We start from the raw sequence: 18,378 nt of genomic DNA, 5'->3' as shown, positions 1-18,378 counted from the left end.
AAAGGAGTCCACAGAATGGCTGTCTACAACAACATTATGGAAACCATCGGCGGCACCCCGCTGGTCCGCCTGAACCGTCTCACCGAGGGCAAGGGCGCCACCGTGCTTGCCAAGGTTGAGTCCTTTAACCCGGCCAACTCCGTGAAGGACCGCATCGGCAAGGCCATCGTCGCAGCGGCCGAGAAGTCCGGCCAGCTCAAGCCAGGCGGCACCATCGTGGAGGCCACCTCCGGCAACACCGGCATCGCCCTGGCCCTGGCTGGCGCCACCTTGGGCTACAAGGTCATCCTGACCATGCCGGAGACCATGTCCAACGAGCGCAAGGTGCTGCTGCGTGCTTACGGCGCAGAAATCGTGCTGACCCCGGGTGCGGCGGGCATGAAGGGCGCCGTCGACAAGGCGAATGAAATTGTCGCCGAGACCGATAACGCCATCCTGGCTGCACAGTTCGCTAACGAGGCGAACCCGAAGATTCACGAGGAAACCACCGGCCCGGAGATTTGGGAAGACGCAGAGGGCAAGGTTGACGCCTTCGTTGCTGGCGTAGGCACCGGCGGCACCGTTACCGGTGCAGGCCGCTTCCTGAAGTCCAAGAATCCGGACCTGCACCTGGTAGCCGTCGAGCCGTCCGACTCCCCTGTCCTGTCTGAAGGCCACGCTGGCCCGCACAAGATCCAGGGCCTTGGCGCTAACTTCGTTCCTGAGGTACTTAACCGCGAGCTTCTCGACGAAGTCTTTACGGCCACCACCGAGGAGTCCATCAAGACATCCCGCGACCTGGCTACCCAGGAAGGCCTGCTGGTTGGTATCTCCGCCGGCGCTAACGTTTCCGCAGCTCTGAAGCTGGCGGAGCGCCCAGAGCTCGAGGGCAAGACCATCGTAGTTGTCCTGCCAGACTTTGGTGAGCGCTACGTCTCCACCATCCTCTTCGAGGACATCCGCGAAGCTTAAATTACTTCGCTTGAATAAAAGCACCCGCCAACCTTGGCGGGTGCCTTTTTTATGCCAGTACTATGTGGGCATGAACATTATGAGCTACATCCGTGAAGACTTAGCAAATGCAAGAGATCACGATCCGGCCGCGCGTGGCGACATCGAAAATGCAGTAGTGTACTCCGGCCTCCACGCGGTGTGGTCTCACCGCATTTCGCACTGGATGTGGAAGCGAGGGCTGCGCGGGCCCGCGCGCATCTTGGCGCAGATTAACCGCTTCTTTACCGGCGTGGAAATCCACCCAGGCGCAACTATCGGCCGCCGCTTCTTTATTGACCATGGCATGGGCATTGTCATTGGTGAAACCGCAGAGATTGGCGATGGTGTCATGCTCTACCACGGTGTCACCCTCGGCGGCCAGGTCCTTACCCAAACCAAACGCCACCCCACCGTCGAAGACAATGTGACCATCGGTGCGGGTGCCAAGGTGCTCGGTCCCATTACGATCGGTGAAGGATCGGCCATTGGCGCCAATGCCGTGGTGACGAAGGATGTTCCCGCCGAAAATATCGCGGTGGGCATTCCGGCCAAGAACCGTCCGCGCAACCCGAATGAGCGCATTAAACTGGTCGACCCTGACTACTACATCTAAATTCTCTCCCGGCGGCTCACAGGCTACTGTGGGCCGCTTTTACATGCCTTCTGGGCGCAGCAGATCGCGGTATTCGGGGTTCTTTTCGATAAAGTGCGCCACGGCGGAGCAGGAAGCAATGACTTGCTTGCCGACGCCCCGGGCGTCGTCAAGCGCAGCCTTAATCAGCGGCGCTGACAATCCTTGGCCGCGGAAAGCATCCTTGATGACCGTGTGGTTGAACTCGCGAGTCGTGCCGGCATCTACGTAGTGGCACGCGCCCGCCTCGACGCCGTCCACGGTAAGGACGTAGCGGGACTTATCTGTCTGGTGTGCAATAGCATGTTCCATGTGCCCATACTAAGCAAAAATGGCCCCTCTTACGAGGAGCCATTGTTGTGGCCAGAGCCAGGATCGAACTGGCGACCCCACACTTTTCAGGCGTGTGCTCTACCGACTGAGCTATCTGGCCAGAAACCCGAAGGTTTCCGCGACCCTGACGGGACTTGAACCCGCGACCTCCGCCGTGACAGGGCGGCGCGCTAACCAACTGCGCCACAGGGCCATTTTTAATTATGTGTGTGCTCTTGGGCACGGATAGATACTTTACAGAAGACTCCCAATACTCACCAAATCAGCACGTCAGAAAGCTATTTAGAGGCCTGCAGCGGATCTTTTCCGCCCAAGTTCATCTCAAAGCGCTCATAGTCTTCCATTGCAGCAAAGTGCCGCGAGTAAAGGTCGCAATCTCGGTCCACATGGCCGTAGAGAGCGGGTGCAACGTCGACAATGTGGCGCAGCCACAGGCCCTCATATTCTTGCTCATGGGCCCGTGCCTCGACCTTCCGGTGCGCCTCCTCATCCGAGCCTGCATAGACGAGAAAGAAGTCCTCTCGGAAGAAGTTAGAATGCTCCGAGCTTTCGGAGGCGAGTTCAAAGACAGCGATTCCGACGTATGGCTCCATAGCGCCAGCCTAACAAAACAAAAATCAGCAACCGCCGAAGCGATTGCTGCTCATTCTGCGACCTTGACGGGACTTGAACCCGCGACCTCCGCCGTGACAGGGCGGCGCGCTAACCAACTGCGCCACAAGGCCAATCGAATATCCAATTCGAACCAACACTTTCGTGTTGGTACCCCCAACGGGATTCGAACCCGTGCCGCTGCCGTGAAAGGGCAGTGTCCTAGGCCGCTAGACGATGGGGGCCCGTCGCGCTAAGGCGACCTCTAGAAATATACTGGAGACCTCACCTAGTTACAAAATCGCTCCCCAAGAAAGATTAGGAACCATGTCTGACCAGCATCAAACGTGCTCCTGCCACGAGCCGCACGTGCACGGATATAACGCGGATTCTAAGAGCAAGGATCGCTACCTTGCCCGACTCAAGCGCATTGAGGGGCAGGCACGCGGCATCCACCGCATGGTTGAGGAAGACCAATACTGCATCGACATCATTACCCAGATTTCGGCGGTGAAGTCGGCGCTGGAGAATGTCTCACTGGCGCTCCTAGAAGACCATATTGAGCACTGTGTGGCTGGTGCCGCCGCCGAGGACGGTGAGATAGCCACCGAGAAGCTAGAAGAGGCCATGCGCGCCATTAAGAAGATGGTCAAAAACTAAAAGGAGCCACCCAAAAAGGTGGCTCCCGTTGTGGGCCCTGTGGGGATCGAACCCACGACCTGCGGATTAAAAGTCCGTAGCTCTACCAACTGAGCTAAAGGCCCAACGTCGCTACATTTTAGCGTGCGGTATTTGCAAAGTCCTAATTAGGGGGGCGTCGGCAAGCGAAAGGCGCCCAGCTCGCCGCTGAGCGCCTGCCGGGGCGTGGCTACATTAGCCGCGCATATCGCCCTTCTCCATGAAGCGGACCTGGAAGTCAAAGGCGGTCTTCAGGTCGTGCGGAGTGTGCTGGAACTTGTTTTCCTTGGCACGGTTGAAGTACTCCTCGAGCAACGGACGGTAATCCGGGTGCGCCACGGAAATAACCTTCTCCACGCGCTCCTTCGGCGCCAGGCCGCGCAGGTCGGCTACGCCGTACTCGGTAATGATGACCATGGTGTCGTGCTCGGTGTGGTCCGTGTGAGACACGAACGGAACCAGCGCGGAAATTGCGCCATCCTTAGCCACAGACGGGGAAACGAAGGTGGAGATATAAGCGTTGCGGGTGAAGTCACCCGAGCCGCCGGTGCCGTTCATAATGCGGGAGCCGGACACGTTGGTGGAGTTGATGTTGCCGTAGATATCGGCCTCAATCATGCCATTGGAGGAAATCAAGCCGACGCGGCGGATGACCTCCGGGTGGTTGGAAACCTGCTGCGGACGGAGGATGATGTGCTTGCGGTAACGCTCTGCCTCCGCATTCATCTTCTTTGCGTAGTCTGGGGACAACGCGAAAGAGGTGGCGGAAGCCATAGTCATCTTGCCCGCATCGATGAGATCGAGCATGCCGTCCTGAATGACCTCGGTATAGGCCTGAATATTCTCAAACTTGGAATCCAGCAGGCCGGCCATCACGGCGTTGGGGACGTTGCCCACGCCGGATTGCATGATGAATTTGTCATACTCAAGGCGACCAGCGGCGACCTCCCCCTCGAGGAACTCGATGAAGTTGGCGGCGATCTTCTCGGAAATCTCGTCCGGTTCCTTGAACGGCGCGTTGCGGTCTGGGGCATCGGTCTTAACCACTGCAACAACCTTGTCCTCCGGCACTTCCATGTAGGTGGTACCGATGCGGTTCCCCGGCTTGGTGATAGGGATTGGCTGGCGGTTAGGCAGCTTTTCAATGCGGTAGATATCGTGCATGCCCTCGAGGTTGATGGACTGCCACTCATTGATCTCGATGATGATCTTATCGGCAGCCTCGATGAACTCGAGGTTATTGCCCACTGCGGAGGACGGCACCACGTGGCCTTCTTCGGTAATGCGCACGGCCTCTATAATGGCTACCTGGAAGTCACCGTAGAAGCCCTCTTCTACCTGCTGGCCCGAGTGAGACAGGTGGATATCCTGGTAAAGCGCGGTGCCATCATTGAACTGCTTACGCAGAGTGGGATCCGAGTTATAAGGAGAACGGAAGCGAATCGCCTCAGCTTCCGCCAGAACGCCATCGCAGTCCGGGGCGGTGGAAGCGCCGGAGAAGACGTCGATCTTAAATTCCTCGCCCTTTTCATGTAGAGCCTTGGCCTTCTCTGCAATGGCGGTGGGCAGACCCTTGGGGTAGCCAGCACCGGTGAAGCCGGAAATTCCCACGCGATCACCGTGGTTGACGTGCTGAGCAGCCTCTTCTGCGGAAACTACGAGCTTCTCGAATGGGGCATACGCGATTCTTTCGGACAAGGGTAATCCTCCTTCATTAAGGGACCAGCCAAAATAACGGCCGTCCTAAATAGTTACACAGCCCACATTAGCGAATCTTTGCAAGATTTCCACCGCTTTTGTGTGACCTCTACCCCACAAAGCAAAAGTAGGGTACGGCGCCACTGTGGGCCCGGTTGCTATTTTCCCCCGTTAACTAGCACAATTGGGGCGTGAATTTGCGCATTGGACACTACGATCTCTCCTCCCCCGTCATCCTCGCCCCGATGGCGGGGGTAACCAACGTTGCCTTCCGCACGTTGTGCCGCGAGCAGGAGATGGAGCGCACCGGCACGGTGTCAGGCCTCTACGTCTGTGAGATGGTCACCGCCCGCGCCTTGGTGGAGCGCAATGAAAAGACGCTGCATATGACCACCTTTGCACCGCAGGAGGATCCCCGTTCCCTGCAGATCTATACGGTGGATCCGGAATATACCTATAAAGCCGCGAAGATGATCGTCGACGAAAACCTGGCGGACCACATCGATATGAACTTTGGTTGTCCGGTTCCCAAGGTGACCCGCCGCGGCGGCGGTTCCGCGCTGCCTTATAAGCGACGTCTCTTTGGCAATATCGTCTCCGCCGCGGTCAAGGCCACCGAGGGAACCAATATCCCGGTCACGGTGAAGATGCGCGTGGGCATTGACGACGAGCACCATACGCATCTCGACGCCGGGCGCATCGCCGTCGAGTCCGGTGCCGCCGCCGTTACCCTGCACGGCCGCACCGCCGCTCAGCGCTATTCCGGCGAAGCACGATGGGACGAAATCGCGCGCCTCAAAGAACATCTGGCAGATACTGGCGTGCCAGTGCTGGGCAATGGCGATATCTTCCGTGCCGATGATGCCCGCCGCATGATGGAACAAACCGGCTGCGACGGCGTGCAGGTAGGCCGCGGCTGCCTCGGACGCCCATGGCTTTTTGCCGAGCTCGGCGCCGCACTGCGCGGCGAGTCAATTGCGGCAGAGCCCACCCTGGGCGAGGTAACCCAGGTAATCCTTCGCCACGCAGAGCTACTGGCGGAGCACGATGGCGAGGACAATGCTTCCCGCGATATCCGCAAGCACATCGGTTGGTACCTGCGTGGTTTCCCGGTTGGTGGCCAGGTCCGCGCGGGCTTAGCCAAGGTCAATTCCCTCGATGCCTTGCGTGAGCTCCTTGCACCTTGGGCGGATTCCGACGCCCTGGCTGCCGACGCCGACGGAGCCCGCGGCCGCCAGGGCTCGCCATCCAAGGTGGCTTTGCCGGATGGCTGGCTCGACGATCCAGAAGACGACTGCGTTCCGGTTGCCGCTGACATTATGAACTCCGGCGGATAACCTAACAAAGGTATAAGAGCAGCTAGGGACCCACAGGAAACTTGCATTCATGCTGTATTTAAGTTGCGCAAGGGCCGAAATTTTTCGCTATTATCTTTGGCATGCGTGCCGCTTACAGGGAACACCTAGACAATTTCTCCCACGACCTCATCGTGATGTGCGATACCGTACGCGACATCATGGATAAGGCCTCCTTGGCGCTGCTGCAAGGCGCCTTGGACTCCGCGGAAGATGCCCTCACCATGACTGAGGAGCTAGATGAGATCCGCGCTAGGTGCTCTGAGCGTGCCGTAAAACTCTTGGCCCTGGAAAACCCCATGGCACAGGACCTCCGTCAGGTGGTCTCCTCGATTTATATCGTGGAGGATCTCTACCGGATGGGCCGGCTTTCCCAGCACATCGCGGCCTCCGCGCGCCGCCGCCACCCTGTCGCCGTGGTACCAGCGAATTACATCGGCTACTTCGAGGAGATGTACCGTCTCACTGAAGAAATGGGGTCGGTCCTGCACGATATCCTCGTCACCCCTGATGCGGATTTGTCCGTCAACCTCCGTGCCGACGATGATGCAGTGGATGATATCAACTCCCATATTCTGCGTATCCTGACTCAGCGCGAATGGGAAGGCAGCGTGCGCGAAGCCGTTGAGACCTCACAGATTACGCGTTACTACGAGCGCTATGCGGACCACTGCGTCTCCGTGGCCGGCCACATCATCTATCTGACTACGGGTCTTTTGCCCAATGACTATGCCAAGAAGTTAGAGGAGGACAAAAAGGACGCCGAATTTGAAGCACGGATGGCAGATCTCGAGCGTCAGTTTCGCCGTTAGACGAATCTAAGCACCAGAGAAGGGGGCCGGTTCTTTCGAACCGGCCCCCTTCCTCTCGGACAATCTCTCTACTCTTTAGCCAAAGCGGCCAGAAATGTAATCCTCGGTCTCCTTCTGAGAAGGATTCTCGAAGATCTTGGTGGTGTCATCGAACTCCACCAGGTGGCCTGGCTTACCGGTTGCTTCTAGGGAGAAGAAGCCGGTCTTATCGGACACGCGGGCTGCCTGCTGCATGTTGTGGGTCACAATAACGATGGTGAAGTTTTCCTTCAGCTCGTGGATGAGGTCCTCCACGGCAAGGGTGGAAATCGGGTCCAGCGCGGAGCAAGGCTCGTCCATGAGTAGCACCTCTGGCTCCACGGCGATAGCGCGGGCGATGCACAGACGCTGCTGCTGACCACCGGAGAGGCCGCCGCCTGGCTTGTCCAAGCGATCCTTAACCTCGTCCCACAAGTTGGCGCCGCGCAGGGACTTCTCCGCGACTTCCTTGAGCTTCTTCTTGTTCTTTTCACCGGACAGCTTCAGGCCTGCCACGACGTTGTCCTCGATGGACATCGTGGGGAACGGGTTAGCCTTCTGGAAGACCATGCCGATGGTGTTGCGTACGGATACCGGGTCGACCTTCGGTCCGTAAATATTGGTGCCATCGAGCAGGATTTCGCCCTTCACGGAGGCGCCGGGGATGACCTCGTGCATGCGGTTGATGGTGCGCAGCACGGTGGACTTACCACAGCCGGAAGGGCCGATGAATGCGGTCACGGCCTGAGCCGGAATCTGCATATTCACGTTCTGCACGGCGTGGAAGTCGCCGTAAAAAATGTTCACGTCATTGAGCGCGAGCTTAGACATTTGGGAGTTTCTCCTCTAGCAAGTGTATGGCGGAATCGAGTGGTACGGCGTTTACTTCTTAACCGAGAACTTCGCGGAAACGATGCGGGCCGCAATGTTGAGGACGGCGATGAGGATAACCAGCGTCAACGCTGCTCCCCAGAGCTTGTCCAGTACGGCGGGCTGTGCGCCGGCCTTATACATATCCAGCATCATCAGCGGGAGCGAGGACTGAGAGCCCTTGAAGGCATCCCAGTTGATGACGGAGGAGGAACCAACCAAGACCAGCACCGGCGAGGACTCACCCATCACGCGAGCAATCGCCAGCATGATGCCGGTGACGATGCCGGACAGTGCGGTAGGCAGAACGATGCGGGCGATGGTCTTCCACTTCGGAACGCCGAGTGCGTAGGACGCCTCACGCAGATCCATGGGGACCACGCGTAGCATCTCTTCGGTATTGCGCACCACAATTGGAATCATCAGCAGCACCAGGGACAACGCCACGGCGAAGCCGGAGCGGCCAAAGCCGAACAGAGTGATCCACATGGCAAAGATGAACAGGGCCGCAACGATGGAAGGCACACCGGACAGGATGTCCACCATGAAGGTGGTGATGCGGCCGAGCCAGCCGCCCTTGGAGTACTCCACCAAGTAGATGGCGGTAAAGATGCCGATCGGAATAGAGATAATGGAGGCCAGAATGGTCTGGACAAAGGTACCCACGATGGCGTGAGCGGCACCGCCACCAGAAGAGCTATTCATGATGCCGCGCTGGGAAGCGGTCCACCACTCAGGGTTGAGGATGACGCCACTGCCGCGGGCAATGAGTTCCCACAGAACCCATACCAGCGGAACCATGGCCAGAATCATTGCGCCCCAGACCACCGCGGTGGCGGTGTTATTGGTCATCTTGCGGGAGCCGGAGATGTCCAGGAAGGTCGCGCCGCCTTGGGAGGCAGGCTTGGCATTAGTAGTCGTAGTCATTGATCCTCCCCTCCTTACTTACTCTTCACGATGGCGCGGGCAATTGCGTTGACCACGAAGGTCAGCAAGAACAGCATGAGGCCGGCGGCGATGTAGGCACCAGCGCGCATCTCGTTACCGAACTCGGCAGATGCCAGGGCGATGGCCGTGGCGAAGGTCGTGCCGCCGTCGAAAAGCGAGAAGCGGAAGTCAATCAGCGGGGATACAACCATGTACAGCGCCATGGTCTCACCCAGTGCACGGCCCAGGCCGAGCATGGAGCCGGCGATGTAGCCGGACATGCCGAATGGAAGAACGGTCATGCGGATAACTTCCCAGCGGGTAGCGCCCAGAGCCAGGGCGGATTCCACCTGGCCCGGAGGGGTCTGTACGAAGACCTCGCGGGCGGTAGCGGCGATGATCGGCAGAATCATCACGGCAAGCACGATGCCACCAGTAAACAGGTTGCGGCCGGTTGCAAACGACGGCGAGTTATCGAAGACGTGGAATAGGAAGAAGCCACCCGCCCAGGATTCCATCCAGGAGTAGAAGCCGGACAGTGCCGGGCCAAGAACCTGCCAGCCCCACAGGCCGTAAACGATGGACGGAACTGCAGCGAGCATGTCCACGAGGAAGCCGAGCGGCTTAACCAAGCGGGCAGGCGCGTAGTTGGACAGGAAGATGGCGATGGCTAGGGCCACCGGCATAGCCAGCAGGAGGGCGAAAACGGAGATGAGAACGGTGGTACCGAACATGGTCGGGATACCGAACTTCATCGCAGAGGTATCGGTGGTCTCCCATCGTCCGCCATAGGTGAAGAAGCCCATGATGCCGCCGTCGTTGACGCCCAGTGCGGGAACCGCACGCCAGAGCAGGAAGGCGGCAATGGCGGCAATCATGACGGTGATAAGGGTTGCCGAAGCAGTGGACAGGAACTCGAAGATACGGTCACCCGGGCGCTTAACGCCGCTATTGGAGCTGGTGGCAACTACCTCGCCGTGTCCGCTGTTGGAGACTCGCTCGGCAGAGGTGACGTTCGCGTCCACCTGCTCTGGAGCCGTGGTGAGATTATTGTCTGCCATGAGACTGTTAATCCTTTTCAGCGTTAAAAATGGAAAATATCGTTACATACCTGCGCCCCCAAAGCGCGAATTGTGTGCGGCAGTGGGGGCGGGGAGGTATTAAGCTTTTGCAGCTTTAGCGCTTACTGCAGAGCGTCAACAGCAGCCTTCAGCTTGTCCAGGTGTGCACCCTCAACCGGGATGAAGCCCTGCTCAGCCAGCTGGTCATCCTGATGATCCAGGACGGTGGTGAAGAAGGACTTGACCAGCTTGGAGGTCTCCTCATCGTAGCCCTTGGAGCAAACGATGTTGTAGGTGGTCAGGATGAGCGGGTATGCACCCTCGTTGTCGGAGGAGAACAGTGCCTCGGAGTCAACAACCATGTTGTGCTCGGAGTCGGTCTTCTTGAACTCCAGGTTCTCCAGAGCCTTGTTGACGGACTCGGTGGACAGCTCAACCGGGCCGTGGCCGAAGTCGATCTTGGCCTTCTTGACGCCCTCGCCTTCCTTCTGGTCTGCGAAGCCAGCCTCGACGTAAGTGATAGCACCATCGATGCTTGCAACCTGGTCAGCAACGCCGGAGGAGCCGTTAGCACCCTCACCAACAGCGTCTGGGAACTGCTTGCCCTCCGAGTCCCAGTCACCGGTAGCGGCCTTGAGGAACTTCTGGAAGTTTGCGGAGGTACCGGACTCGTCAGAACGGAAGATGACGGTGATGTCCTTGTCCGGCAGGTCGGTGCCCTCGTTGTCAGCAGCGATGGCCTTGTCGTTCCACTTCTTGATTTCGCCCTTGAAGATCTTGCCCAGGGTTTCGGTGGAGAGGTTGATCTCGGTGTCACCCAGGTTGTAGGCGATGGCAACCGGACCAATGGTGGTTGGCAGGTGCCATGCCTCGTTGCCATCGCAACGCTCAGCGGCAGCCTCAACCTCGCCCTCGTCTTCCTTCAGAGCGGAGTCAGAACCAGCGAAGTCAGCCTGGCCGTTGGTGAAGGCCTCAACGCCGGCGCCGGAACCGGAAGCGTTGTAGGAGAGGGAAGCGTCTGGGTAATCCTCGGAGAACGCAGTCTGGAAGTAGGACATTGCGTTCTGCTGGGAGGATGCGCCGTCGCCGACGAGCTCGCCGGAGACGTCCTCGCCGCCAGCGGAGTCGGAGGAGGAGCCAGACTCCTCAGAGCAAGCTACGAGAGCGGTGGAGGTTGCGGCTACGATGCCGAAGATTGCGGCAGTGCGCTTGAAGTTGCGAATCACGGGAAAACCCTTTCCGGTGCAGATCAGAGATTGATTGTCCGAGGAAACCGCATCTCCTGGAGAGATATTTCCTGCATCCCGCTCCGCCTTCTGGGGCGAGATGCAGGCGCACAGGTGCGGTTAACTCACAGGGTGTAAAGCTATCCGCAGGATCTGACCAAAAGGGTGCCAAGAGGTAAACACTGGGTGAACAAACGTCCTGCGCCCCATGACGTTAGTCACACACGCCCCATACGACGTGCTCTTCATCAACCTCAAAGCCTAGGCGCTCGTACGCCTTTAGCGCCGGATCATTATCCGCTTCTACATAAAGAATTACCCGCTTAGCTCCCTTTTCCACCATGCGGCGCAGGCCAACCTGCAGCAGCGGACCGCCCAACTTCTTGCCGCGGTAACCTTCCGCCAAGCCCACCACGTAGACCTCACCGAAGGCCGGAGTTTCCTCCGCATGCCACTTGGTCCAGTGGAAGCCGGCCAGTGCCGGCTCATCTGCCGTATCCCACAGGAAAAGCAGGTCTGCGGGGTCGAACCAGTCCGCCTCCATGCCGCGATGCAGGCGAACGAGATCCCAGCCACCTTGCTCGGGATGCCAGGAAAAGGCCTCGTTATTGACCTTGAGCCACTGCTCTTCCACAAAGTCCTTGCCCCACTTATCCACCGCCTCGGTGTAATTCAAGGCGGTCAGTGGCAAACCTTCGGGGTGGGCGGCCGCTGCGAGCTCTTCTCCCCCGATCCCCATGACCACCAGCTTGCGGGTGACCTGCAGGTCACGGGAGTGCGCCAGCGCCTGTGCCGCCGGCAGGTTCCCATGGGCCCAGGCGTGAAGGTTGGGGGTCTTAGCGGCGGCGTCGTAAAGCGCGGCACCATAGCCCTGCCCGCGGTAATCGGGGACAATGAATAGCTCGGCGGTAGAGCCCTCCAGACCGGCTACGCCGCACGGTTCCTCCCCTACCCAGGCCACCAGGTGGCGGTGCTCCAGGCGGGAATCGCTAAGACCGTTGAGGAATTGCTCCGACAGCGGCGCCATCCCATCCTGGCGTTCAGCCTGCTCAGCCAGTGCTTCTACGCGGCGAGCCAGCTCCGGGTCGTCCGGCAGGTTTTCTTCCGTAATCTTAAAGGCATTGCTAGTCATAGGGCCCAGAATACGTAGGGTAAGAATGAAAGGGTGAGTGTTCTAAAGATTGACCGGCGCATCGTGCACGTCCTCCTCGTGGTGTGCGTGCTCCTTGCGGCCTGGGTGGCGGACGCCTGCGTGGCAATGCACACGGAACACAAGGTGGCACAAGCCGTGAAAGCCAATTCGCGGCTGGATAATACGCCGGATGTTTTCATCGGCGGTACCCCCTACGTGTGGGCGGCGGCCTCGAAGGAAATCCCTTATCTCGAGGTCAAGGCGCTGGACGTGGAGGTGCCCAAGCTGGGCATGGTCAATGCTTCCACCGTGCTGCGCGATATCACCGTCACCCCAGAACAGGTAATGAATGGAGATATTGAGGGCGCGCCCGTTTCCACCTACTCGCGCGGCATTTCTTTGGATGGTGTGGCGCTGGGCCGCCTGTTGGGGATTACCGATCTCTCGATTGCTAACCCAGACGATATTTCCCCCTCCGGTGGCACGTCTGCTGAAGCAGAGCTAACGGGCACCCTGCCTGGCGACGCCCACAAGTCCACCGCCAAGGTCACCCTCCGCCTGGTTGGTCCGGAGTTTCGCATGCAGGTCTATGACACGGACGATGAGCGCCTGCAAAAGGCCTTTTCCCTCAACTTCGATACCCGGCAGCTACCGCTTCCGGCCCAAGCGACCGCGGTAAAGATGCAGGGCGGCACCGTTTCCTTCGAGGTACAGCGCCGCAATATTAAGGTGCAGCTGGCCCAGCTCTCCCCGCTAGAGATTGAAGGCTCGGAGCAAAAGGCCGTGGAAGAGGCGGAAAAGAAGGCCGCCGATACCAAGCACCGGGTCGGCCCCGCGCCGCAGACTAGCGCAGGCGAATAAAGTCCCGGAGAACTTCCTTCATCGTGCGCTGATGGGCCTCCCGCCTATCCTGCGGGGCGAATACCTCGATGGCATCCTTCACGGAGGCCAAGGTAACAGCGTCAAAGCGCCCCTCCGATTCTCCATCGGCTTGGAAGCGCTGCGGTTCGCGGCAGACTAGCTCAACCCGCATGGCGTCGTCGAAGGCCACCGTCTTTTCTTCGGTGAGCCTATTGAGCCATCCGCGCTTATCGGCACCGAAGAGGTGCAGCAGGCCAACGACGCCGCCGAGCCCGCTAAACTCCTCCAGCCCAAAGAGAGCAAGGCCCTCATCAAAGGAATTGCGCGGGTTAGTCACTACCGGCAGCGGGCCCAGGAATGTCCACGGGTTGGTATTCGAGGTAAACAACAGTGGCACATCGTCCTTGCGTAGCTGCTCGCCCCTGCTGGACTCGGCCGTCACCGCAATATGCGGTGGGTTCTTCCGCGCCCGGCTCCAGGCCCGAATGGCGACGTTGAGGTAACGCAGCGGAGTGGCCGAAAATCCCTGCTCGCGAGCGCGATCCACGCGCGCCAAGACATCCGCGTCCAAACCGAAGCCAGCGTTGACGGCAAACCACCGCTCGTTCCACGTTCCTAGGTAGATGGTGCGGCGCAGATCCCGGTCGAGCATGCGAGCCAACACATGAGTGGCCTCCACCGGAGTGCTGGGAAAGCCTAGGGCACGCACAAAGACATTCGCGGAGCCGGTCGGAATGACAGCCAGCGCCGGGATGGACTGAGGATCGGGGCACTGCCCATCGGCCGGGCCGAGTAGCCCGTTGACCACCTCGTTGACGGTTCCGTCTCCGCCCACAGCAATGATGACGTCATAGTCATCCCTGGTCATTCCTTTGACCATCTCTTCGGCGTGGCCAGGGTAATGCGTAAATTGCACCTTGAGGTGTAGCCCCTCTACCGCTTGGAGGGCGGGAACGATTTGGCGGAAGAGGGCGTTGGTTTGTGAGGTCGAGTTTGGATTCGAGATCATCAATGCATGCACGAGGTCCAAGTCTAGTAGTTAAATAGGCGGGTGCACGACTAGGCTGGACGGCCATGAGCGAAAATAATAATGAAACCACCCCTGAAACCATCGAAACTACCGCGGCTTCTCACCCGGAAAACGATCCTGGAAAGCTCAATGGCAACGATGCCGTGAACCAGGCTGCCGAGCAGTGGAAGGACGCCGCTAGCCGCAATATCCCCGCTCTCGAGCTGGGCGATACCCCGGTACCGGACGATACCGCGAACCTGCGCCAGGGCCCGTCGCTGCACGACGGCCTGCTGGGGCTACTCCCCCTTGTTGGCGTCTGGCAGGGCGAGGGCCAGGCCCACGATACGAAGGGCCAGGAGTACACCTTTGGCCAGCAACTAGTCATCGCCCACGATGGCGAAAACTACCTGACGTTTAGCTCCCGCACCTGGAAGATCGATACCGAAGGCAAGCCGGAAGGCCCGTCTGTGCGCGAGACCGGCTTCTGGCGTATCTCGGAAAAGGATGAAATCGAGGTCACCTACACCTCTTCTACCGGCATCGTGGAGATCTTCTACGGCGAGCCCTTCAATGACCGCGCATGGCAGCTGGAATCCGCCTCCACCATGGTCACGGAGACCGGCCCGAAGAACCTAGGCCCAGGCAAGCGCATGTACGGCCTGATGCCCAATAACAACCTGGGCTGGGTAGACGAGCGCATGGTTGATGGCGAAATGCGCCCCTACATGTCTGCGGAGCTCACCCGCATCGCTGGCTAAGACCCTAGCGCAGCATCAATAAGGTCTCGGATGACGTCCACGTTATCCGGGGCCTTTAATTTTTTGTCATTCAACCGGGTGACACGCGCCGCAACGCGCACGGAGGACACTAGCCACACCGAATCCGCCTTTTCTAAGTACTCCACGGTCAGCGGCTTGGCCTTGCAGCGATAGCCTTTCTCTTTCGCGTGCGCGAAGAGCGCCGCTTGCGTGGTGCCGGGCAGGATGCCGCGGCCGGCCGCAGTGCGCAGTTTCTCGCCCTTGACGGCCACCACGGTTGAGGTCGCCCCCTCGAGAATCTCTCCGGTGTCCGGGTCGGTGAGGATGAGATCCTCAAAGCCCTTCTCCCGCGCCATGCGCAGCATCGCCATGGTGGCCGCGTAATTGAGCGTCTTGGCGGGCAATTCCTCCGCCACGTGCCACAGGCGGGGGCTTGTCATGACGGCGACGCCGTGGGCGCGCTGCTCTAGCACCTTGTCCTCAATCGGCTGCACAACAACCCACGCGCTCGGCCGCCCCGTGGAGGCGCGCCCGCGGGTATAGGTCCACGTGCATTTAGCATCGCCTTGCTCGTCCCCGCAGAAGTCCGCGATGGCGAGCCGGGTGGATTCCTCCCACTTGTCCATGGGCGGCTCCGGCAGGTTCATCGTGCGGGCGGAATCGCAGAAGCGCTGCGCGTGACGCTGCAGGTTAGCGGCTTTGCCTCCACGCACGAGCAGGGATTCAAAGATGCCATCGCCGCGGGTGACCGCGGCATCGTCCGCGTAGACGAGAGGCAGCGCGGGCATGTGCCTGCGTACCGACCCTCCAAAGGGCTCCACAACGTAGATGACCGGCTCTTTTCGCGGCGAAAACTTCATACTTTTGATTATGCCCTACCATCGGTAGTTGTGAGTTATTCTTCGCCTCTTCTGCAGCGCGCCGGTGCCGCGGAGCACCAGGACGCGACCGTACTCGATGCCCAGGGCGTGGCCTGGCACTATGGCAATCCGCTGGGCGAGCAACGGGCCGCCGATGGCGGCCCCATCGTCATTGACCGCTCCCAACGCCGCGTCATTCGCGTGAGCGGCAAAGACGCCGCCGAGTTTCTGAATAATCTGCTTTCACAGAAGCTTGACGACGCCCCCGTGGGTTTCACCGCCGGCGCCCTCGACCTGGACATCCAAGGCCACATCCTCCACCACATGGATATCGTGCGGACCGAAGATGCCTTTCTTATTGACGTCCCCGGGGCGCAATTCGACTCCCTCTTTAAGTTCCTCACCATGATGGTCTTTTGGTCCGAGGTCACCGTAGAGGAAGCCGATATCGCCATCCTTACCCTCCTGGGTGAGGCCGATGTTTCGCTTCCGCCCATGGTGGAGTTTTCCCGCCAGGTCCAGTGGCCAGGAATTAAGCGCGTTGACCTTGGCATTCCCCGCGAATCCTTGGTCGAGGCAACGAAATACCTAGAGGAATCCGGTGCTCGGCTAGCGGGGCTCATGGCGTTTACCGCCGAGCGCGTGCGTGCCCGCGAGCCGGAGCTGGCAGCGGATCTGGATAATAAGTCCATCCCCCACGAGGTGCCGCAGTGGATCAGCCGCAGCGCCGCTAATCCGGCCCACGTCCACCTCAATAAAGGCTGCTACCGCGGCCAGGAAACGGTGGCGCGCGTAGAAAATCTGGGCCGCTCCCCTCGCCTATTGGTGCAGCTGCACCTCGACGGCTCCGCGCCACAACGGCCAAATGTGGGCGATAACATTACTTTCAATGGACGTAAGGTAGGCCGCATCGGCACGATTGTGGATGACTGCGATTTCGGCCCCATCGCTCTAGGCCTAGTGAAGCGCTCTGCGCTGGACGCCGGCACCCTAGAAGTGGGCGATACCGCGGCGTCTATCGATCCTTCCTCCATCCCCGAGGATGAGGGCCCCAAGGCTGGGCGTGAGGCAGTAAACCGGCTGCGCGGGCGTTAGATCTCCCACTAGCTGGGGGGGCGGTGCGGAATTTTTTCGTCACACAGGCTATTGTGTCTTACAGGAAGATACTCAATAGACAAGTCGATGGGGCGCCCAAGAATCCCTGGCGCGCCCTACTAACCCAAGGGGGTCATGCACATGGGACGCGGACGCGCAAAGGCAAAGCAGACCAAAGTTGCACGCCAGCTCAAGTACAACTCACCCGAGATGGATATCGAGTCCCTACAACGGGAACTCGCCGCACAGCAAGAGGGTGACTCCCGCGATTATGAAGAGGATGACCCATACGCCGACTACGTCGACGAATGGGATGATGCCGACCGCGACGAACGCTAATCTTCCGCTCGCCGCCGGATAGCTCAAGGGCCCTAGGAAATCTCCTAGGGCCCTTCCTCATACCCTCGCCCTGGCAGGGGCAGGGCCCTGCTAGAAGTTCGGGTGCTCGCCGTGCATGACCACGCGCGGTTCCTCGCCGGAAGCGGAGCGGACGGTGCCCAGCTCCCACGCATCGATGTGACGTGCGGTTAGCATTGCCAGGGCACGGTCGCGGTCTTCAGGATTGACTACGGCAATCATGCCGACGCCCATGTTAAAGGTCTTCTCCATTTCCGCCAGATCCACCTTGCCCACCGAGGAGATGAGCTTGAAGACCTGGCCTGGGGTCCAGGTGGCGCGGTTGATATCGGCTGCGAGCCCCTCTGGAATGACGCGCTCGAGGTTACCTGCCAGTCCACCACCGGTGACGTGGCAGAAGGTGGATACGGAGCATTCGCTGGCCAAAGCCAGGCAGTCCTTGGCGTAAATGCGGGTGGGCTCCAGCAGCTCCTCGCCAAGGGGACGACCGAGCTCTTCCACGTGGCCGTCGAGAGGCATGCCAGCCTGCTCCAGCAGGACGTGGCGGGCCAGGGAGTAACCATTGGAGTGTAGGCCGGAAGAGCCCATAGCGATGAGCACGTCACCCTCACGGACCTTGTCTGGGCCAAGTACGCCATCGGCCTCAACGACGCCCACCGCAGTGGCGGAGACATCGTATTCGTTTTCTGCCATCATGCCGGGGTGCTCGGCGGTCTCACCACCCAGCAGCGCGGCGCCGGCCTGCACACAGCCCTCGGCGATGCCCTTGACTACCTCGGCCACCTTTTCCGGCACGACCTTGCCTACGGCGATGTAGTCCTGCAAAAAGAGTGGCTCCGCGCCGCAGACAACGAGATCGTCCACACACATCGCAACGAGGTCGATACCGATGGTGTCGTGCTTGTCCATGGCCTGGGCCACGGCCAGCTTGGTGCCGACGCCGTCGGAACCGGCGGCGAGGATGGGCTCCTTGTAATCGCCGAGCTTGAATAGGCCAGCAAAGCCGCCAAGACCGCCCAGAACCTCGGGGCGGGTGGCGCGCTTAGCGTGCGGGGCGAAAAGTTCTACGGCGCGGTCGCCTTCTTCGATGCTGACGCCGGCTGCTGCGTAAGTATTGTCACTCATGGTTTC

General features: G+C 59.8%; 20 protein-coding genes and 5 tRNA genes. 9 read left to right on the top strand and 16 right to left on the bottom strand.

The features are described from left to right. Window positions 1-15: 15 nt before the first annotated feature. A complete protein-coding gene (gene cysK / locus LG376_RS05820; protein ID WP_225746469.1) occupies window positions 16-951 on the top strand; it encodes a cysteine synthase A in 936 nt (311 codons plus the stop codon). A gap of 70 nt (window positions 952-1,021) precedes the next feature. Then, window positions 1,022-1,585, top strand: coding sequence for a serine O-acetyltransferase EpsC (epsC, locus tag LG376_RS05815; RefSeq protein WP_225746468.1), 564 nt, complete (start codon window positions 1,022-1,024; stop codon window positions 1,583-1,585). A 39-nt stretch (window positions 1,586-1,624) separates the two neighbouring features. On the opposite strand, the gene LG376_RS05810 is transcribed toward epsC, so the two are convergent. The 6 genes from LG376_RS05810 to LG376_RS05785 all read right to left on the bottom strand — a co-directional run bounded on the left by LG376_RS05810 (window position 1,625) and on the right by LG376_RS05785 (window position 2,772). Further along, window positions 1,625-1,915, bottom strand: coding sequence for a GNAT family N-acetyltransferase (locus LG376_RS05810; protein WP_225746467.1), 291 nt, complete (start codon window positions 1,913-1,915; stop codon window positions 1,625-1,627). Window positions 1,916-1,963: 48 nt separating this feature from the next. Next, a tRNA-Phe gene (locus LG376_RS05805) sits at window positions 1,964-2,036 on the bottom strand. A 19-nt stretch (window positions 2,037-2,055) separates the two neighbouring features. Continuing rightward, a tRNA-Asp gene (locus LG376_RS05800) sits at window positions 2,056-2,129 on the bottom strand. Between the two features lie 85 nt (window positions 2,130-2,214). Further along, window positions 2,215-2,529 carry a DUF4288 domain-containing protein gene (locus LG376_RS05795; protein ID WP_225746466.1) on the bottom strand — a complete coding sequence of 105 codons (315 nt, stop codon included), beginning with the start codon at window positions 2,527-2,529 and terminating at the stop codon, window positions 2,215-2,217. Between the two features lie 58 nt (window positions 2,530-2,587). Then, window positions 2,588-2,661, bottom strand: a tRNA-Asp gene (locus LG376_RS05790). 35 nt (window positions 2,662-2,696) lie between these two features. Next, window positions 2,697-2,772 (bottom strand) — tRNA-Glu (locus LG376_RS05785). An 82-nt stretch (window positions 2,773-2,854) separates the two neighbouring features. Between LG376_RS05785 and LG376_RS05780 the strand changes: the two genes are divergently transcribed. Further along, entirely contained in the window at window positions 2,855-3,187 is a 333-nt protein-coding gene (locus LG376_RS05780) for a metal-sensitive transcriptional regulator (protein ID WP_225746465.1), read from the top strand. A 31-nt stretch (window positions 3,188-3,218) separates the two neighbouring features. On the opposite strand, the gene LG376_RS05775 is transcribed toward LG376_RS05780, so the two are convergent. Together LG376_RS05775 and LG376_RS05770 are read right to left on the bottom strand one after the other, a co-directional pair. Beyond that, a tRNA-Lys gene (locus tag LG376_RS05775) sits at window positions 3,219-3,291 on the bottom strand. 109 nt (window positions 3,292-3,400) lie between these two features. Further along, the gene (locus LG376_RS05770; RefSeq protein ID WP_225746464.1) at window positions 3,401-4,903 is read right to left on the bottom strand and encodes an acetyl-CoA hydrolase/transferase family protein; all 1,503 of its coding nucleotides are present in this window, start codon (window positions 4,901-4,903) and stop codon (window positions 3,401-3,403) included. A 191-nt stretch (window positions 4,904-5,094) separates the two neighbouring features. Here LG376_RS05770 and dusB point away from each other — a divergent pair, with 191 nt between their 5' ends. Together dusB and phoU are read left to right on the top strand one after the other, a co-directional pair. Continuing rightward, the gene (gene dusB, locus LG376_RS05765; RefSeq protein ID WP_225746463.1) at window positions 5,095-6,240 is read left to right on the top strand and encodes a tRNA dihydrouridine synthase DusB; all 1,146 of its coding nucleotides are present in this window, start codon (window positions 5,095-5,097) and stop codon (window positions 6,238-6,240) included. Window positions 6,241-6,341: 101 nt separating this feature from the next. Continuing rightward, complete coding sequence (gene phoU, locus LG376_RS05760) at window positions 6,342-7,070, top strand: phosphate signaling complex protein PhoU (RefSeq protein WP_225746462.1); 729 nt, start codon at window positions 6,342-6,344, stop codon at window positions 7,068-7,070. 75 nt (window positions 7,071-7,145) lie between these two features. Here phoU and pstB read toward each other — a convergent pair whose 3' ends face one another. The 5 genes from pstB to mshD form a co-directional block, all read right to left on the bottom strand. After that, a complete protein-coding gene (gene pstB / locus LG376_RS05755) occupies window positions 7,146-7,919 on the bottom strand; it encodes a phosphate ABC transporter ATP-binding protein PstB (RefSeq protein ID WP_023019857.1) in 774 nt (257 codons plus the stop codon). Window positions 7,920-7,970: 51 nt separating this feature from the next. Continuing rightward, window positions 7,971-8,885 carry a phosphate ABC transporter permease PstA gene (gene pstA, locus LG376_RS05750; RefSeq protein ID WP_225746461.1) on the bottom strand — a complete coding sequence of 305 codons (915 nt, stop codon included), beginning with the start codon at window positions 8,883-8,885 and terminating at the stop codon, window positions 7,971-7,973. A gap of 14 nt (window positions 8,886-8,899) precedes the next feature. After that, complete coding sequence (gene pstC / locus LG376_RS05745; protein WP_225746460.1) at window positions 8,900-9,946, bottom strand: phosphate ABC transporter permease subunit PstC; 1,047 nt, start codon at window positions 9,944-9,946, stop codon at window positions 8,900-8,902. A gap of 122 nt (window positions 9,947-10,068) precedes the next feature. Next, window positions 10,069-11,172, bottom strand: coding sequence for a phosphate ABC transporter substrate-binding protein PstS (gene pstS / locus LG376_RS05740; RefSeq protein ID WP_225746459.1), 1,104 nt, complete (start codon window positions 11,170-11,172; stop codon window positions 10,069-10,071). 214 nt (window positions 11,173-11,386) lie between these two features. Next, a complete protein-coding gene (mshD, locus tag LG376_RS05735; RefSeq protein ID WP_225746458.1) occupies window positions 11,387-12,304 on the bottom strand; it encodes a mycothiol synthase in 918 nt (305 codons plus the stop codon). Between the two features lie 33 nt (window positions 12,305-12,337). On the opposite strand from mshD, the gene LG376_RS05730 reads away from it, so the two are divergent. Then, window positions 12,338-13,165 carry a DUF2993 domain-containing protein gene (locus tag LG376_RS05730; protein ID WP_225746457.1) on the top strand — a complete coding sequence of 276 codons (828 nt, stop codon included), beginning with the start codon at window positions 12,338-12,340 and terminating at the stop codon, window positions 13,163-13,165. On the opposite strand, the gene LG376_RS05725 is transcribed toward LG376_RS05730, so the two are convergent. Next, window positions 13,149-14,174 carry a diacylglycerol kinase family protein gene (locus LG376_RS05725; RefSeq protein WP_049378491.1) on the bottom strand — a complete coding sequence of 342 codons (1,026 nt, stop codon included), beginning with the start codon at window positions 14,172-14,174 and terminating at the stop codon, window positions 13,149-13,151. The genes LG376_RS05730 and LG376_RS05725 overlap by 17 nt on opposite strands. Window positions 14,175-14,239: 65 nt before the next feature. Between LG376_RS05725 and LG376_RS05720 the strand changes: the two genes are divergently transcribed. Further along, window positions 14,240-14,935: an FABP family protein gene (locus LG376_RS05720; RefSeq protein ID WP_049378490.1), complete on the top strand. Its 696-nt coding sequence runs from the start codon at window positions 14,240-14,242 to the stop codon at window positions 14,933-14,935. Here the strand turns inward: LG376_RS05720 and LG376_RS05715 are convergent. Continuing rightward, window positions 14,932-15,795: an aminodeoxychorismate lyase gene (locus tag LG376_RS05715; RefSeq protein ID WP_225746456.1), complete on the bottom strand. Its 864-nt coding sequence runs from the start codon at window positions 15,793-15,795 to the stop codon at window positions 14,932-14,934. The two genes, LG376_RS05720 and LG376_RS05715, sit on opposite strands and share 4 nt — an antisense overlap. Before the next feature lie 30 nt (window positions 15,796-15,825). Here LG376_RS05715 and LG376_RS05710 point away from each other — a divergent pair, with 30 nt between their 5' ends. Next, a complete protein-coding gene (locus LG376_RS05710) occupies window positions 15,826-16,890 on the top strand; it encodes a folate-binding protein YgfZ (protein ID WP_225746455.1) in 1,065 nt (354 codons plus the stop codon). Window positions 16,891-17,031: 141 nt separating this feature from the next. Next, window positions 17,032-17,229 (top strand): DUF3073 domain-containing protein, encoded by a 198-nt coding sequence (locus LG376_RS05705; RefSeq protein WP_193387586.1) that lies wholly within the window; start codon window positions 17,032-17,034, stop codon window positions 17,227-17,229. A gap of 90 nt (window positions 17,230-17,319) precedes the next feature. Here the strand turns inward: LG376_RS05705 and purM are convergent, their stop codons facing one another. Next, window positions 17,320-18,372 carry a phosphoribosylformylglycinamidine cyclo-ligase gene (gene purM, locus LG376_RS05700; protein ID WP_225746454.1) on the bottom strand — a complete coding sequence of 351 codons (1,053 nt, stop codon included), beginning with the start codon at window positions 18,370-18,372 and terminating at the stop codon, window positions 17,320-17,322. Window positions 18,373-18,378 lie beyond the last annotated feature (6 nt).

Source organism: Corynebacterium sp. Marseille-P4611 (assembly GCF_916618765.1).
Taxonomy (GTDB): Bacteria; Actinomycetota; Actinomycetes; order Mycobacteriales; family Mycobacteriaceae; genus Corynebacterium; species Corynebacterium marquesiae.
Note: the sequence above shows the minus strand (reverse complement) of the source record. Positions and strands in the feature narration are given on the sequence as shown.

Excerpts from the sequence above, each read along its gene's own strand:
- cysK (WP_225746469.1), top strand. The coding sequence starts at position 16 with ATGGCTGTCTACAACAACATTATGGAAACCATCGGCGGCACCCCGCTG.
- epsC (WP_225746468.1), top strand. The coding sequence starts at position 1,022 with ATGAACATTATGAGCTACATCCGTGAAGACTTAGCAAATGCAAGAGAT.
- LG376_RS05810 (WP_225746467.1), bottom strand. The coding sequence starts at position 1,915 with ATGGAACATGCTATTGCACACCAGACAGATAAGTCCCGCTACGTCCTT.
- LG376_RS05795 (WP_225746466.1), bottom strand. The coding sequence starts at position 2,529 with ATGGAGCCATACGTCGGAATCGCTGTCTTTGAACTCGCCTCCGAAAGC.
- LG376_RS05780 (WP_225746465.1), top strand. The coding sequence starts at position 2,855 with ATGTCTGACCAGCATCAAACGTGCTCCTGCCACGAGCCGCACGTGCAC.
- phoU (WP_225746462.1), top strand. The coding sequence starts at position 6,342 with ATGCGTGCCGCTTACAGGGAACACCTAGACAATTTCTCCCACGACCTC.
- pstB (WP_023019857.1), bottom strand. The coding sequence starts at position 7,919 with ATGTCTAAGCTCGCGCTCAATGACGTGAACATTTTTTACGGCGACTTC.
- pstA (WP_225746461.1), bottom strand. The coding sequence starts at position 8,885 with ATGACTACGACTACTAATGCCAAGCCTGCCTCCCAAGGCGGCGCGACC.
- pstC (WP_225746460.1), bottom strand. The coding sequence starts at position 9,946 with ATGGCAGACAATAATCTCACCACGGCTCCAGAGCAGGTGGACGCGAAC.
- mshD (WP_225746458.1), bottom strand. The coding sequence starts at position 12,304 with ATGACTAGCAATGCCTTTAAGATTACGGAAGAAAACCTGCCGGACGAC.
- LG376_RS05725 (WP_049378491.1), bottom strand. The coding sequence starts at position 14,174 with ATGATCTCGAATCCAAACTCGACCTCACAAACCAACGCCCTCTTCCGC.
- LG376_RS05720 (WP_049378490.1), top strand. The coding sequence starts at position 14,240 with ATGAGCGAAAATAATAATGAAACCACCCCTGAAACCATCGAAACTACC.
- LG376_RS05715 (WP_225746456.1), bottom strand. The coding sequence starts at position 15,795 with ATGAAGTTTTCGCCGCGAAAAGAGCCGGTCATCTACGTTGTGGAGCCC.
- LG376_RS05705 (WP_193387586.1), top strand. The coding sequence starts at position 17,032 with ATGGGACGCGGACGCGCAAAGGCAAAGCAGACCAAAGTTGCACGCCAG.
- purM (WP_225746454.1), bottom strand. The coding sequence starts at position 18,372 with ATGAGTGACAATACTTACGCAGCAGCCGGCGTCAGCATCGAAGAAGGC.